This is a genomic window from Streptomyces sp. BK239 (assembly GCF_004217285.1).
Taxonomy (GTDB): Bacteria; Actinomycetota; Actinomycetes; order Streptomycetales; family Streptomycetaceae; genus Streptomyces.
This window is the reverse complement of sequence record NZ_SHKS01000011.1, coordinates 23432-37703: the sequence shown is the minus strand read 5'-3', so window position 1 is coordinate 37703 and position 14272 is coordinate 23432. Positions and strand designations below refer to the sequence as shown.

The window sequence follows — 14272 nt, the reverse complement described above, 5'->3', positions numbered from 1 at the left end:
CAGGGGACCGGTTCTGGCCGGGAGCCGGGGATCAGTTCCAGTCGGTGTACGAGGTGAAGCCGCCGCTCTCCGCGAACTGCTCCCCCGAGCCTTCGAGGTCCTCCGGCAGCAGGCTCCACACGATGAAGTCGGTGCGCACCTCGGTCCAGGAGCCCTCCTCGGTGCGGGCCCGGGCTATGCAGGCGTTGCGCAGGACGCCCTCGCTGATACAGCCGATCTTCTGCGCGACCTGCTGGGAGGCGGTGTTGTCGGCGGCCGTGCGCAGTTCGATGCGCTCGAACCGCTGGTCGGTGAAGAGCCATTGGGCGGTGGCGAGCGAAGCCTCGGAGGCGTAGCCCTCGCCGCGGGCCCAGGGGGCGACGATGTACGACAGTTCGGTGGCTCGCACGTGCCAGTTGGTCTTGGTGAGCTGGATGATGCCGACGAGCCGCTGGGTGAGGAACTCGGTGACGGCGAGGTCGAGGCCGCGGCCGGCGGTGCGCTCGGCGGGGGCGTACCGGGTGATCCAGGTGCGGGCCGCGGTCTCGGTGAAGGGCTGGGGGACGTCGGTCCAGGCCACTATCTGCTCGTCGTTCATCATCGCGGCCATGGACGGGACGTCGTCCTCGTCGAGGGGGCGCAGCACCAACCGCTCCGTGCTGATGGAGATGGAGGGGAAGGTGCTCGTCATGGGTCGCTCCGTAACCTTCGAGACCGTCGGGGTCCGACCTGCCTGACCGTCAGACCCGCTGAACTGCCCAGCATGCAGCATGAAAGCACCCTGTCGCACCACGGGGTCCGCACCGGACGAACGGTGCGGACCCCGAAGACGTGTGCGCGTCAGAAGGAGGCGACGACGGAGCCGGCGTACTTGTCCGCGATGAACTTCTTGACCTCGGGGGAGGTGAGGAGCTTCGCGAGCTTCTGGACGCGCGGGTCGTCCTCGTTGCCCTTCTTCACGGCGAGGAAGTTGCCGTACGGGTTGTTCTCGGCCTTCTCCAGGGCGAGGGCCTGCTGGGCGGGCTTGAGGCCGGCGGAGAGGGCGTAGTTGCCGTTGACGACGGCGGCGTCCACGTCGTTCAGGGAGCGCGGGGTCTGGGCCGCCTCCAGCTCCTTGAACTTGAGGTTCTTGGGGTTTTTGGCGATGTCGGCGGGGGTGGCCGAGTTGTCGGCGCCGTCCTTGAGGGTGATCAGGCCGTTGGCGGCGAGCAGCTTCAGCGCCCGGGCCTCGTTGACGGTGTCGTTGGGGACGGCCACGGTGGCGCCGCTCTTGAGGTCGCCGAGGCTCTTGGCCTTGTCGGAGTAGAGGCCGAGCGGCTCCAGGTGGACCGTGACGACGGGCACGATGTCGGTGCCGTTCTTCTTGTTGAAGTCGTCGAGGTACGGCTTGTTCTGGAAGTAGTTGGCGTCCACCGAGCCGTCGGCGGTCGCGGGGTTCTGCGTGGTGTAGTCGCTGAACTCCTTGACCTCCAGGTCGAGGCCCGCCTTCTTCGCGAGGTGGTCCTTGACGTAGGTGAGGATCTCGCCGTGCGGGACCGGGCTCGCGGCGACGATCAGCGGGCCGCTGGTGTCGTTGGCGGCGTTGCCGGAGCCGCAGGCGGAGAGCCCGAGGGTGAGGGCTCCGGTGACGAGGGCGGCGGTGGTGAACTTGGCGGTGTTACGCACGAAAAGTGCCTTTCCTGAGGGTGGTGCGACCCCGTGGTGGGTGGTACGGGGAGTCATAGGGGGGTGGGTTGTTCAGGCGACCTTGCCGACGTCGGCCGTGGCCGGCTCCTCGGCCTTCAGCAGGCGGAGCTTCGGGGCGGGGCCGGAGCGGCCGCCGCGCCGGTGCAGTGAGCGGGCCGCAAGGTCGCCGGCGAACTGGATGAGCGAGATGACGACGGCGAGGATCCCGACGGTGATCCACATCAGGTCGGTCTCGAAGCGCTGGTAGCCGTAGCGGATGGCGATGTCGCCGAGGCCGCCGGCGCCGACGGTGCCGGCCATCGCGGAGTAGCCGATGAGGGCGACGATCGTGGTGGTGGTGCCGGCGATCAGCGAGGGCAGGGACTCGGGCACGAGCACCTTGCGCACGATGGTCCAGGTGTTGCCGCCCATGGACTGCACGGCCTCGACGAGTCCGCCGTCCACTTCGCGGACAGCCGTCTCGACGAGCCGGGCGAAGAACGGGATGGCGCCGACGGCGAGGGGCACGATGGCGGCCTCGCGGCCGATGGTCGTCCCGGTGATGGACCGGGTGAAGCCCATCAGCGCGACCATGAGGATGATGAACGGCATCGAGCGGGCGACGTTCACGACCTGCCCGATCGCCTTGTTGGCGACGACGTTCTGGAGCAGCCCGCCGCGGTCGGTCAGGACCAGCAGGACGCCGAGCGGGAGGCCGCCGACGACCGCGATGAGGGTGGACCAGCCCACCATGTAGAGGGTGTCACCACACGCCTGCTCCAAGAGGGGCCACCGCTCGGAGAGTTCCGCCCAGGTCACTTGGCACCGCCCTTCACCAGCAGGGGCTCCTCGGCGGAAGCGCCCAGCACGTCTATCTGCAGGCCCTGTTCGCGCAGGAAGCCGATCGGCACGACGTTGTCCTCGTAGCGGCCGGGCAGTTCGATGCGCATCCGGCCGACCTGGAGGCCGCCGACGGTGTCGACGGCCGCGCCGAGGATCGAGATGTCGATGTTGTAGGTGCGCGAGAGCTGGGAGATGACCGGCTGGGTGGCGGCCTCGCCGTGGAAGGTGACGTCGACGACGGTGCGGCCGTCGCCGTCGGCCTCGCCGCTCACCGGGAAGAGCGCGGCGGCGAGTTCGGAGCCGGGGGTGGCGAGCAGTTCGCTGACCGTGCCGGACTCGACGACGCGGCCCTGTTCCATGAGCGCGGCGGAGTCGCAGATCGACTTGACGACGTCCATCTCGTGGGTGATGAGCAGGACGGTCAGGCCCAGCTGGCGGTTGAGGTCGCGCAGCAGCTGGAGGATGGAGCGGGTGGTCTCCGGGTCGAGGGCGCTGGTGGCCTCGTCGGAGAGCAGCACCTTCGGGTCGCCGGCGAGGGCGCGGGCGATGCCGACGCGCTGCTTCTGGCCGCCGGAGAGCTGGGCGGGGTAGGCCTTCGCCTTGTCGGCGAGGCCGACGAGGTCGAGCAGCTCCAGCGCCTTGCGGGAACGTTCCTTCCCGGTGGTGCCGAGGATCTCCAGCGGCAGCTCGACGTTGTCCTGCACGGTCCGCGAGGACAGCAGGTTGAAGTGCTGGAAGACCATGCCGATACGACTGCGGGCGCGGCGCAGCTCACGGCCCGCGCGCGGGCCGCGCCCGGCGAGGGCGGTGAGGTCCTGGCCGGCCACGGTGACCGTGCCGGAGGTAGGGCGTTCCAGGAGGTTGATGCAGCGGATCAGCGAGGACTTGCCGGCGCCGGACTGGCCGATGACGCCGTACACCTCGCCTTCGCGGACGTGCAGGTCGACGCCGTCGAGGGCGGTGACCTCCCGGCCGCGTGCGCGGTAGACCTTGGTGAGGCCCGTGGTGGTGATCACGTGGGTTTCCGTCACTGTCGAGTGCGCGGGCGTGGGTGTGCCCGGGCACGGATGCGTTCGTTCAAGGACGCGACACGGTTCTCGCTGTGACGCTGGATCGGGGAGAACATGTGCGCGGGGCGGCTGTGCGTCACGTACGGCTCATCGGCTCACTGCGTACGCACGTGCCACCGCGTCTCGCTTCGGGGCGCGAGCTCAGGGTGGTGCGGGGGCCCTCTAGAAGGCGCACATTCGACACATACAACGAGCACCGGGCGTCATGGTCGCCTCGGTCGCAGGGGTGCGGTCGCTCGTCGTGGTCATGCGATCAGTAAACCAGACGTACGGTCCTGACAGGCCTCGACTGTCCGCATGGTGGACAGCCGTGGACAGCCCTCGGGCGCGCCCCGGGGTCTTCGCGCCCGCTCCGCTCCCCCGCCGTTGACCAGCGCGAACGGTCCGGTCCGACTGTGAGCGCCTCTCAGGGGCCGGAGTCGACGGCGCGGACCGTGGTGACCAAGGCCACGGGTCGATCCGGCCCGCGCACCCTCGGCGAAGGCCCCCGCCGTGGCTCTTCCAGGGACTCCGCGGGGCCTCGCGGGACCGGACGCGAGGGGCCCGTCAAGGGCGTAATAGGGTCACTGCATGCTTGATGCCCTGACGCTGGCGACCGGTGTCGCCGCGCTGCTGCTCGCCGCGTGGTGCGGCTGGGCGGCCTACCGCGACCAGCCCACCAAGGACTGGCACTTCATCGGGATGGCCGTGGTCTCGGTGCTGGCCCTGGCCCAGCTGGTGATCGGGATCGTGCAGCTGGCACGGGGCGAGGAGCCGGCTCAGGGCACGACGATCTTCGTGGCGTATCTGCTGGGGGCGCTGGCGTGCCTGCCGGCGGCGGGGTTCATGTCGCTGGCCGAGCGGACACGGTGGGGATCGGTGACGGTCGCGGCCGCGGCGGTCGTCCTCGCCGTCCTCGAGGTGCGGCTCTACGACATCTGGGGAGGCTGACATGACCGCCGCGCAGGAGAGGCCGCGCCGCCTGATCGGCGGGCCGGGCCTGGTGCTGGTGTGGTTCTACGGCGTGATGGTGGTCGGGGCGGTGTCGCGCTCGGCGTACCAGATCGCCACGGAGTTCGACCGGGCGCCGCTCGCCTACACGCTGTCGGCGGTGGCGGGCGTGGTGTACGGGTTCATCACGTACTCGCTGGTGCGGGGAGGCGAGACGGCGCGCAGGGCGGCACAGGTGTGCTGCGCCGCCGAACTCGCGGGCGTGCTGACCGTCGGCACCTGGACGCTGATCGAGCCGTCCGCCTTCCCGGACGCGACCGTGTGGTCGGACTACGGGATGGGCTATGTGTTCATCCCCGTCCTGCTGCCGCTGACCGCGCTGTACTGGCTGCGCCGGTCCCGCACGGTCACGCCGTAGCCGCGTACGCCCCCGCCGCCTTCTCCAGGACGATCATCGGGACGCCGTCCGTGCCCTGGGAGGTGCCCACGGTCTCGTAGCCGACCCGGCGGTAGAGGCGGAGGCTGCCCTCGCTGCGGTGGCCGGTGTGGAGGCGGAACCTCTTGGCGCCGCGCTCCTCGGCGAGGGCGGCTTCGGCGGCGCGCAGCAGCCGCGCGCCGATGCCGTGACCCTGGAGGCGGGGGTGGACGCAGAGCTTGCCGATGGCGGCGGCTCCGTCCTCCGTGATGGAGCCGTGGACCGAGCCGACGACCTCGTCGCCGAGCCGGGCCACGAAGACGCAGTCGGCGGCCAGTTCCTCGCGCACCGAGTCCAGGGACTGGACGAGCGGGGCGATGCGGTAGTTGCCGTACAGCGCCGCCTCCCCCTGGAAGCACAGGTACTGCAGCCTGAAGATCTGCTCGGCATCCTGCTCGGTCGCCACCGAGATGGTCACGCTCATGCCCATGTGCGCACGCCTCCCGCTCACCTGATCGCCTGTGGTCCTTCACTCCTATCCCCGCACTTAGCGAGCCGCAACCACCGGCGTCAGGAGACGTCGAAGACATCACGGACATCCAGAACGTTACGGTCCGAGACCTCCCTGTGAGATACCCAACTCCCCCGCGATCCTCCGGTACGTGAGGACTGGGGGCCTCAGCGGCCGACGTGGTCCTCGCGGGCCAGCAGGCCGGTGTCGGGCTGGTCGGTGAACACGCCGTCGATACCGGTCGCGAAGTAGGTCCGGTAGGCGCCGAAGACGTCTCCGTAGCCGTCCGGGTCGGCGCCCTTGCGGAAGTCCGCGGGCAGGAAGGGGTTCTCGTTGCGCATGGTGTACGGGTGCAGGATCAGGCCGACGGCGTGGGCGTCCCGCACCAGGGTGGTGGGGTCGGTGAGGCGGCCGGCCGCGTCCTTGGGGATGACGAGGTCGAGGGTGGGCCCGATGCCCTGGGCGTAGCCGGCGATCTCGCGGAGTCCCTTGCGGGTGACCAGGTCGGCGACGGTGCGCGGGTCGCCGGTCGCGACGAAGTCCCAGGGCCGGGTGGAAGCGCCGGAGAGAAGCACCACCAGGGGGTTGTCGACCAGCTTGTTCAGGCGCTGGATGCTGGTCGGCTCGAAAGACTGGATGACGACCGGGGCGTTCCTGCCGTCCTTCCCGTGCCGGCGCAGCAGCGCGGCGACCCGCTCCTCCATGCCCAGGCCGAGGGCCCGGAAGTAGGTGGGGTGCTTGATCTCGGGGTAGATCCAGACCTGCTTGCCGCGCTCACGGGTCTGCCGGTCCTGCCACTTCAGGACTTCCTCGAAGGTGGGGATCTGCCAGCGCCCGTTGTACAGGGTGTTGTGCGGGCGGTTGGCAGGGACGCGCTCGACGGCCCGCAGGGTCTTCAGTTCGGCGAGGGTGAAGTCCTCGGTGAACCAGCCGGTGGTGGGGACGCCGTCGAGGGTCTTGGTCGTCCTGCGGGCGGCGAACTCGGGATGGTCGGCGACGTCGGTCGTGCCGCCGATCTCCGGCTCGTGACGGCAGACGAGGTGACCGTCCTTGGTGGGGACGAGGTCGCCGGCCTCGACGATGTCGGCGCCGAGGTCGAGGGCGAGTTCGTACGAGCCGAAGGTGTGCTCGGGGCGGTAGCCGCTGGCGCCGCGGTGACCGATGATCGTGGGCACGGGGAGGCTCTTGAGCCCCTTGCCGCGGTTGCCGTCGCCGCCCTTGCCTGTGCCGCTGTGCCGGGCGCCGGCGGCTCCCGCCGTGCCGCTCAGTCCGAGGGTCGCCCCACCGGCCCCCAAGGCGGCCGCTGCGCCGAGGAACGCACGCCGCGCGGTGCCGCCCGACCGCCGCTCCGGCTCACGCTCGTCCTGCGCCCGCTGCGACTCGTGCCCGCCCATGTGGGTCCTCCTGCCGTCGGATCGTCCGGTGCGCGCCGATCGTAGGGGCGCGGACGTGACCGGTGGGAGACCCTGGTGCGAACGGGTGGGTGACGCCTGATGGCGCGTATTAGACGGAACATGACGTTGCGTCGGATTCGGTGTCACGGACCCGGGTAGCCGGGCGGTACCGTCCGTGTGACGGGCCGGTGACGGGCCGCGACTGTTGGGCCGGTGGAGGTAAACCTGCGTCAACAGTGCGTAAGGCGTCGGTGAACCCGGTGTGCAGGACCGGGGCAGCCGCGAGTATCGTCCTCACCTGCACATACACATACCGTTCCCCTTGACATCGGAGGGTTCGTTGTCCCGCTTCGCGCTCATCAAGGCAGTGCTCGGACCGATCATGCGCCTGATGTTCCGCCCCCGGGTGGAAGGCGTGGAGCACATCCCGGGGGAGGGTCCGGTGATCCTGGCCGGGAATCACCTCACCTTCATCGACTCGATGATCCTCCCGCTGGTGTGCGACCGGCAGGTCTTCTTCATCGGCAAGGACGAGTACGTCACCGGCAAGGGCTTCAAGGGCCGGCTGATGGCCTGGTTCTTCACCGGCGTCGGCATGATCCCCGTGGACCGCGACGGCGGCAAGGGCGGGGTCGCGGCGCTCATGACCGGGCGGCGGATCCTTGAGGAGGGCCGGGTCTTCGGCATCTACCCCGAGGGCACGCGCTCGCCCGACGGCCGGCTGTACCGGGGGCGTACGGGCATCGCCCGGCTCACCCTGATGACCGGCGCGCCGGTGGTGCCGTTCGCGATGATCGGCACCGACAAGATCCAGCCGGGCGGCTCGGGGATGCCCCGCCCCAGCCGGGTCACCGTCCGCTTCGGCGAGGCCCTGGAGTTCTCCCGCTACGAGGGGATGGACCGGGACCGCTATGTGCTGCGGGCGGTGACGGACTCCGTGATGGCCGAGGTGATGCGGCTGTCGGGGCAGGAGTATGTGGACATGTACGCAACCAAGGCCAAAGCGGCGTAGGCCTCCGGCGGTTGTGCGGGGTGCCTTGTGGGCGTGCGGTGAGTGGTGCGGCTCGTCGGTCTCGCCGCAGACCGTCGCTGCCGTGGAGCCCTTGTACGCGCGGGTGCGTCGTGGCTGGTCGCGCCCGCGCGGCGGAGCCGCACATCGATACAGCCCCGCGCCCCTTGGATTGCGTCGCCCGCCCGGCGATTCCAAGGCGCCGGCGCCTCACACGCTGATCGCGCCCAAGCGGCGCGGCCGTACATCGTCGCCGGCTGGCGAGCGGTCGTATGTGCGGGTGCGTCGTGGCTGGTCGCGCAGTTCCCCGCGCCCCTTGGGTTACGGCGCTCGCCCGGCGATTCCAAGGCGCCGGCGGCTGCGCCTGCGCGGCGGAGCCGCACGTCGACACAGCCCCGCGCCCCTTGGGTTACGGCGCTCACCCGGTGTTTCCGAGGCGTTGTCCCTTCAGCAGTAGCCATGCCGTCGCCGCTGTGGTCAGAAGGACCGCCGCGCCCACGCCGGAGGCGACGCTCAGGCCGTTGACGAACGCGTCCCTCGCTGAGTTCAGCATTGTTTCCGCCTGTGCCGTCGGCATCGTGCTCGCTGCTTGCGTCGCGCCGCCCAGGGATTCGTGGGCGCCCTCGGGTGTGCCCGGCGGGGCGGGGAAGTCCCGGTAGACGCCGGTCACGATCGAGCCGAGGACCGCGATGCCCAGGGCCGCGCCCAGTTCGTACGCCGTCTCCGAGACAGCCGACGCCGCTCCCGCCTGTTCCTTGGGTACGGAGGAGAGGATCACGTCGGAGGTGACGGTGAAGGAGAGACCGGCGCCGACGCCGACCACGAGGAGCGCCGCTCCCAGCAGGGGGTAGCCGGTGGACCGGTCGACGACGGTCAGGGCTGCCAGGGCGAGGCCGATCGCCGCGAGGCCGCCGGAGACCACCGCCCGGACGGAGAAGCGGCGGGCCGCGCGTCCCGCGAGCAGGCCGGCCGCCACCGCGCCCACGGCGGCGGGCAGTTCGGCCAGTCCCGCTTCCAACGGCCGCCTGCCCTGGACGAGTTGCAGAAACTGGGAGAGGAAGAAGACCAGGCCGGACATGCCCAGGACGGTCAGCAGGTCGGCCAGGACCGCGCCGCTGAAGCCGCGGCTGCCGAACAGGCGCATGTCCAGCAGCGGGGCCGGCAGCGTGAGTTGACGGCGTACGAAGCCGTACAGCGCGGCCGCGCCCAGCAGGCCGACGGCGAGCGTGGGCCAGGCAGGGCCGTGGGAGGCGGCCTCCTTGACGGCGTAGACGATGCCGATCATGCCGACGAGGGACAGCGCGACACTGGGCAGGTCCCAGGGGCCCGGGTTCGGGTTGCGGGACTCCGGCAGGGTCCTGACGCCGACCAGGACGAGGATCGCCATGACGGGCAGGTTGATCAGGAAGACCGAGCCCCACCAGAAGTGTTCGAGCAGGAAGCCGCCGGTGATCGGGCCGACCGCGGTGCCCGCGGAGGCCGTCGCGCCCCAGATGCCGATGGCGAGGCTGCGCTCGCGCGGGTCGTGGAAGATGTTGCGGATCAGGGCGAGCGTGGCCGGCATCAGGGTCGCGCCCGCGACGCCGAGCAGGGCACGGGCAGCGATCATCGCCTCGGGCGTCGTGGCGTAGGCGTTCAGGACGGATATCGCGCCGAAGGCGGTGGCGCCGCCGAGCAGGATCCGCTTGCGGCCGACGCGGTCGCCGAGGCTGCCCATGGAGACCAGCAGGCCGGCGATGACGAAGGAGTAGACGTCGCCGATCCACAGGAGCTGGGTGCCCGAGGGCGCGAGGTCCTCGCTGATGTAAGGGGTCGCGAGACCGAGGACGGTCGCGTCGACGGCCACCAGCAGCACGGCGAGCACGAGGACGGACAGCGCGAGCCAACGGCCCGGGCGCTTCACCGCCTCGGGCGTGATCACCGGCTGCAGGGTGCTGGTCATGGTTCCTCTCTCCGTAGCGCGCCGCCGAGCAGCAGCTCGACGATCATGTGGTGGAAGTCCTTGGGGGCGACCTTGCCGCAGAGCACGACCCAGGCGCCCGAGGCGAGCAGCCCGAACAGGGCCTCGGTGAGCCATGCCGGGGTGAGGTCGATGCGGAACTCGCCCTCGTGCTGCCCGCGCCGGAAGAGCGCCGAGATGCGGGCGTCGATCCTGGCCCACCCCTCGTTCTGCTCCTCGCCCTCGTAGAGCTGGTTCTCGCTGTAGAGGAAGGCGAGCAGGCCGGCGGCGGGTTCGAGTTCGCGCACGAGTCTCCGTACGGCGTCGCCCGCCGGCCCGTCGTCGAGGCGGGCCGCGTCGAGGGCGGCCTCGCACTCGGCGATGCCCAGCGCCTCCAGCGCCCGTACGAGCGCGTCCCGCCCGGCGAAGTGCCGGTGCAGGGTGGCCCGGCTGATCCCGGCGGCCTTGGCGACCTCGTCCATGGTCGCGGTGGACTTGCGGGTCAGCAGCGCGGCGGCACTGCGCAGCACGTGGTCACGGTCGACAGCCATGAGACGAATATAACCCAAGTGAGACACTGATGTCTCATGCGGGGCTCGCAGGTATCAATAGCAGGGTGTGCTGGATGGTTCGGTCTACCGCGCGGCCGCTCAGTGCCAGGGCAGCCCGCCGCGGTGCTCCCAGTACGTGTGGGGCTCCTCCGTGAGGGCTGCCAGGCGGGTGAGCTGGTCCTCGTCGAGGTCGACGGCGGCGGCGTGCAGATTGGAGGCGAGCTGGGCGGTGGTCGCGGCGCCGGAGAGGACGACGCCGGCCCAGGGCTGCCGCAGGACCAGCGCGAGGGCGACCGCGTCGCAGCCGAGGGAGGTCTCCTCCGCCACCGCCTTGAGCGCGTCCGGCGCGTGCGGATCGGCGAGGCGGCCGTTCGCCATGCCCTCCTTGACGATCACCGTGAGCCCGGCGGCGTGCGCCTCGGCGAGCGCCGGGCCGGCCGAGGTCTCCAGGGCGTTGTACGTCGACTGGACGGTACGGAAGAGGGGCTCGCCGTCGACGGTCACGGCGAGGGCGGCACGGATCGCGTCCGCCTGGGCGGGGCCGCTGGTGGAGAAGCCGATGGTCACGCCCTGCGCGGCGGCCTCGGCGAGCCGCGCGTGGAGTTCCTTGTCGGCGAGGGCCGGGCTGTCCGGGGTCACCGAGTGGATCTGGTACAGGTCGAGGCGGTCGCCGAGCAGTTCGGCGGTCTCGGCGCGCTGACGCTCGTAGGTCGCGAGGCCGTGGTCCTTGACCTCGTGCTTCTCGGCGTCGGTGGTCCAGTCCGCAGTGTAGGTGTAGCCCCATTTGCTGCCCACGACCACGTCGTCCAGCCCGGGGTTCCGCTTCAGCCAGTCCGCGAGGAACTCCTCGCTGCGGCCGTAGGAGCGGGCCGCGTCGAAGTAGCGGACGCCCTGGGCGTAGGCCGCGTCGAGGAGTTCGTGGGTGCGGGCGCGGAGGGCTTCCACGCTGCGGTTGTCACCGAGGTCCTGGTCTCGGTCGAGGGTGATGTAGCCGGGGCGGCCGACTGCGGCCAGGCCGAAGCCGATGTGGCAGGTGGGGGTTGTCGCTGCGGCCAGGCGGGCGAAGGGCATCGCGGGCTCCGTGGGTCGGCTTTCGGCTCGTGACCAACGTAACCCGCGACGACCTCCGCTTCGCAGCTCGGTCGCCGCGCTGCCGCGAGCGCTACTTCTTCGCCGTGGCCCAGGCGTGCTGGGCGGCCACGTCCGCCTTGACCTCGGCCAGCTGGACCGCCACCGCGCTCGGGGCCGTGCCGCCCCGGCCGTTGCGGGAGGCCAGGGCGCCGGGGACGTTGAGGACCGTGCGGACCTCGGGGGTGAGATGGGGGGAGATCTCGGCGAACTGGGCGTCCGTCAGCTCGTCCAGTTCCTTGCCCTCGGCCTCGGCGACCTTCACGCATTCACCGGCGACCTCGTGCGCGACGCGGAACGGCACGCCCTGCTTGACCAGCCACTCGGCGATGTCGGTGGCGAGCGAGAAGCCGGCCGGGGCCAGTTCCTCCATGCGCTCGCGGTGCACGGTGAGGGTGGCGATCATGCCGGTGAAGGCGGGCAGCAGGACCTCCAGCTGGTCGCAGGAGTCGAAGACGGGCTCCTTGTCCTCCTGGAGGTCGCGGTTGTAGGCGAGGGGCAGCGCCTTGAGCGTGGCCAGCAGACCGGTGAGGTTGCCGATCAGACGGCCGCTCTTGCCGCGCGCCAGCTCCGCGATGTCCGGGTTCTTCTTCTGCGGCATGATCGACGAGCCCGTGGAGAACGCGTCGTGCAGGGTCACGAAGGAGAACTCCTTCGTGTTCCAGATGATGATCTCCTCGGCGATCCGGGAGAGGTTCACGCCGATCATCGCGGTGATGAAGGCGAACTCGGCGACGAAGTCACGGGACGCCGTGCCGTCGATGGAGTTGCCGGCACTGCCGTGTTCGAAGCCGAGGTCCTGGGCGACCGCCTCGGGGTCGAGCCCCAGGGAGGAGCCGGCGAGCGCGCCGGAGCCGTACGGCGAGACGGCCGTGCGCGTGTCCCACTGGCGCAGCCGCTCGGCGTCCCGGGACAGGGACTGCACATGGGCGAGGACATGGTGGGCGAAGAGCACCGGCTGGGCGTGCTGGAGGTGGGTGCGGCCGGGCATCGCCACGTCCGGGTGGGCCTCCGCGAGGCCGATCAGCGCGTCCTGGAGCTCGGCGATCAGGCCGCCGACGATGCGGGCGTGGTCGCGCAGGTACATGCGGAAGAGGGTGGCGACCTGGTCGTTGCGGGAGCGGCCGGCGCGCAGCTTGCCGCCGAGGTCGGGGCCGAGGCGCTCCAGGAGGCCGCGTTCGAGGGCGGTGTGGACGTCCTCGTCGGCGATGGTGCCGACGAAGTCGCCGGACGCCACGTCCGCCTCCAGCCGGTCCAGGCCCGCGAGCATGCCGGTCAGCTCGTCGTCGGTGAGCAGGCCCGCCTTGTGGAGCACGCGCGCGTGGGCGCGGGAGCCGGCGATGTCGTAGGGCGCGAGCCGCCAGTCGAAGTGGACGGACGCGGACAGCTTGGCCAGGGCCTCGGCGGGACCGTCGGCGAAACGGCCGCCCCACAGCCGTACGTCACCGCTGTTGCTGCTCACTTGCTGTGCTCCTTGGGAGGTTCCGGTTCCGGATGTGCCGCCGCCTCCCCACGACGTGAGTGAGGAGGCGGTCGTCAGGCTAGTGCGTGCGAGGCAGGCGGAAGGGTTACGCGAGGTCCCGCTTGGCGGCGATCTTCGAGGACAGGCTGTAGATGTCGATGAAGCCCTTGGCCGCGGCCTGGTCGAAGGTGTCGCCGGTGTCGTAGGTGGCGAGGTTGAAGTCGTACAGGGACGACTCGGAGCGCCGGCCGGTGACGACCGCGCGGCCGCCGTGCAGGGTCATCCGGATGTCGCCGGAGACGTGCTGGTTGGCCTCGTTGATGAAGCCTTCCAGGGCGCGCTTGAGCGGGGAGAACCACTGGCCGTCGTAGACCAGTTCGCCCCAGCGCTGCTCCACCTGCCGCTTGTAGCGGGCGAGTTCACGCTCGACGGTGACGTTCTCCAGCTCCTGGTGAGCGGTGATCAGGGCGATCGCGCCGGGAGCCTCGTACACCTCGCGGGACTTGATGCCGACGAGGCGGTCCTCGACCATGTCGATCCGGCCGATGCCCTGGGCGCCGGCGCGCTCGTTGAGCTGCTGGACGGCCTGCAGGACGGTGACGGGCTTGCCGTCGATGGCGACCGGGACGCCCTCCTTGAAGGAGATGACCACCTCGTCGGCCTCGCGCGGGGTGGCCGGGTTCTGCGTGTACTCGTAGATGTCCTCGATCGGGGCGTTCCAGATGTCCTCAAGGAAACCGGTTTCGACGGCGCGGCCGAAGACGTTCTGGTCGATGGAGTACGGGGACTTCTTGGTGGTCGCGATCGGGAGGTTCTTCGCCTCGCAGAAGGCGATGGCCTTGTCCCGGGTCATGGCGTAGTCACGGACCGGGGCGATGCACTTGAGGTCGGGGGCGAGGGCGACGATGCCGGCCTCGAAGCGGACCTGGTCGTTGCCCTTGCCGGTGCAGCCGTGGGCGACGGTGGTGGCGCCGTGCTTGTGCGCGGCGGCGACGAGGTGCTTGACGATCGTCGGCCGGGAGAGCGCGGAGACCAGCGGGTAGCGGTCCATGTAGAGGGCGTTGGCCTTGATCGCCGGGAGGCAGTACTCGTCGGCGAACTCGTCGCGGGCGTCGGCGACTTCGGCCTCGACGGCGCCGCAGGCGAGGGCGCGCTTGCGGATGACGTCCAGGTCCTCGCCACCCTGGCCGACGTCGACCGCAACGGCGATGACCTCGGCGCCCGTCTCCTCGGCGATCCAGCCGATGGCGACGGAGGTGTCCAGACCGCCTGAGTAGGCGAGTACGACGCGCTCGGTCACGGGTTTCTCCTCACACTGCATTCGCTGACATGCATGAGTATGCAGGAGTCTGCATGGTTCGTCAATCCGATCCGCT

At 70.5% G+C, this 14272-nt stretch carries 14 protein-coding genes; 3 read left to right on the top strand and 11 right to left on the bottom strand.

The genetic code is table 11. From position 1 onward, the window contains the following. Positions 1-31: 31 nt before the first annotated feature. The 4 genes from EV567_RS26385 to EV567_RS26370 all read right to left on the bottom strand — a co-directional run bounded on the left by EV567_RS26385 (position 32) and on the right by EV567_RS26370 (position 3503). The gene (locus EV567_RS26385) at positions 32-670 is read right to left on the bottom strand and encodes a GNAT family N-acetyltransferase (RefSeq protein WP_165430495.1); all 639 of its coding nucleotides are present in this window, start codon (positions 668-670) and stop codon (positions 32-34) included. A gap of 149 nt (positions 671-819) precedes the next feature. Next, the gene (locus tag EV567_RS26380; RefSeq protein ID WP_130444400.1) at positions 820-1644 is read right to left on the bottom strand and encodes a MetQ/NlpA family ABC transporter substrate-binding protein; all 825 of its coding nucleotides are present in this window, start codon (positions 1642-1644) and stop codon (positions 820-822) included. 72 nt (positions 1645-1716) lie between these two features. Next, positions 1717-2397, bottom strand: a complete 681-nt coding sequence (locus EV567_RS26375) for a methionine ABC transporter permease (protein ID WP_407071625.1) — start codon at positions 2395-2397, stop codon at positions 1717-1719. A gap of 62 nt (positions 2398-2459) precedes the next feature. Further along, positions 2460-3503, bottom strand: coding sequence for a methionine ABC transporter ATP-binding protein (locus tag EV567_RS26370; protein WP_165430494.1), 1044 nt, complete (start codon positions 3501-3503; stop codon positions 2460-2462). A gap of 624 nt (positions 3504-4127) precedes the next feature. Here EV567_RS26370 and EV567_RS26365 point away from each other — a divergent pair. After that, complete coding sequence (locus EV567_RS26365; RefSeq protein ID WP_130444394.1) at positions 4128-4487, top strand: hypothetical protein; 360 nt, start codon at positions 4128-4130, stop codon at positions 4485-4487. A 1-nt stretch (position 4488) separates the two neighbouring features. Beyond that, positions 4489-4905, top strand: coding sequence for a hypothetical protein (locus EV567_RS26360; protein ID WP_130444392.1), 417 nt, complete (start codon positions 4489-4491; stop codon positions 4903-4905). Here EV567_RS26360 and EV567_RS26355 read toward each other — a convergent pair. Both EV567_RS26355 and EV567_RS26350 read right to left on the bottom strand, forming a co-directional pair. After that, a complete protein-coding gene (locus EV567_RS26355) occupies positions 4895-5392 on the bottom strand; it encodes a GNAT family N-acetyltransferase (protein ID WP_130444390.1) in 498 nt (165 codons plus the stop codon). The two genes, EV567_RS26360 and EV567_RS26355, sit on opposite strands and share 11 nt — an antisense overlap. Positions 5393-5580: 188 nt before the next feature. Beyond that, on the bottom strand, positions 5581-6807 hold the full coding sequence (locus tag EV567_RS26350; RefSeq protein ID WP_130444388.1) for a glycerophosphodiester phosphodiesterase: 1227 nt from the start codon (positions 6805-6807) through the stop codon (positions 5581-5583). 340 nt (positions 6808-7147) lie between these two features. On the opposite strand from EV567_RS26350, the gene EV567_RS26345 reads away from it, so the two are divergent. Continuing rightward, positions 7148-7819 (top strand): 1-acyl-sn-glycerol-3-phosphate acyltransferase, encoded by a 672-nt coding sequence (locus EV567_RS26345; protein ID WP_130444386.1) that lies wholly within the window; start codon positions 7148-7150, stop codon positions 7817-7819. A 415-nt stretch (positions 7820-8234) separates the two neighbouring features. On the opposite strand, the gene EV567_RS26340 is transcribed toward EV567_RS26345, so the two are convergent. The 5 genes from EV567_RS26340 to EV567_RS26320 form a co-directional block, all read right to left on the bottom strand. Continuing rightward, positions 8235-9758, bottom strand: a complete 1524-nt coding sequence (locus tag EV567_RS26340; RefSeq protein ID WP_130444384.1) for an MFS transporter — start codon at positions 9756-9758, stop codon at positions 8235-8237. Next, positions 9755-10306: a TetR/AcrR family transcriptional regulator gene (locus EV567_RS26335; RefSeq protein WP_207228858.1), complete on the bottom strand. Its 552-nt coding sequence runs from the start codon at positions 10304-10306 to the stop codon at positions 9755-9757. The genes EV567_RS26340 and EV567_RS26335 overlap by 4 nt, the downstream gene beginning before the upstream one ends. A 99-nt stretch (positions 10307-10405) precedes the next feature. Then, on the bottom strand, positions 10406-11377 hold the full coding sequence (locus tag EV567_RS26330) for an aldo/keto reductase (RefSeq protein WP_130444380.1): 972 nt from the start codon (positions 11375-11377) through the stop codon (positions 10406-10408). A 91-nt stretch (positions 11378-11468) separates the two neighbouring features. Beyond that, positions 11469-12896, bottom strand: coding sequence for an argininosuccinate lyase (gene argH / locus EV567_RS26325; RefSeq protein ID WP_130444378.1), 1428 nt, complete (start codon positions 12894-12896; stop codon positions 11469-11471). 106 nt (positions 12897-13002) lie between these two features. After that, on the bottom strand, positions 13003-14196 hold the full coding sequence (locus tag EV567_RS26320; RefSeq protein ID WP_130444376.1) for an argininosuccinate synthase: 1194 nt from the start codon (positions 14194-14196) through the stop codon (positions 13003-13005). Between the last annotated feature and the right edge of the window lie 76 nt (positions 14197-14272).

Coding starts and splice junctions, on each gene's coding strand:
- EV567_RS26365 (WP_130444394.1), top strand. CDS start 4,128: ATGCTTGATGCCCTGACGCTGGCGACCGGTGTCGCCGCGCTGCTGCTC.
- EV567_RS26355 (WP_130444390.1), bottom strand. CDS start 5,392: ATGGGCATGAGCGTGACCATCTCGGTGGCGACCGAGCAGGATGCCGAG.
- EV567_RS26360 (WP_130444392.1), top strand. CDS start 4,489: ATGACCGCCGCGCAGGAGAGGCCGCGCCGCCTGATCGGCGGGCCGGGC.
- EV567_RS26335 (WP_207228858.1), bottom strand. CDS start 10,306: ATGGCTGTCGACCGTGACCACGTGCTGCGCAGTGCCGCCGCGCTGCTG.
- EV567_RS26340 (WP_130444384.1), bottom strand. CDS start 9,758: ATGACCAGCACCCTGCAGCCGGTGATCACGCCCGAGGCGGTGAAGCGC.
- EV567_RS26350 (WP_130444388.1), bottom strand. CDS start 6,807: ATGGGCGGGCACGAGTCGCAGCGGGCGCAGGACGAGCGTGAGCCGGAG.
- EV567_RS26330 (WP_130444380.1), bottom strand. CDS start 11,377: ATGCCCTTCGCCCGCCTGGCCGCAGCGACAACCCCCACCTGCCACATC.
- EV567_RS26375 (WP_407071625.1), bottom strand. CDS start 2,397: ATGGTGGGCTGGTCCACCCTCATCGCGGTCGTCGGCGGCCTCCCGCTC.
- EV567_RS26385 (WP_165430495.1), bottom strand. CDS start 670: ATGACGAGCACCTTCCCCTCCATCTCCATCAGCACGGAGCGGTTGGTG.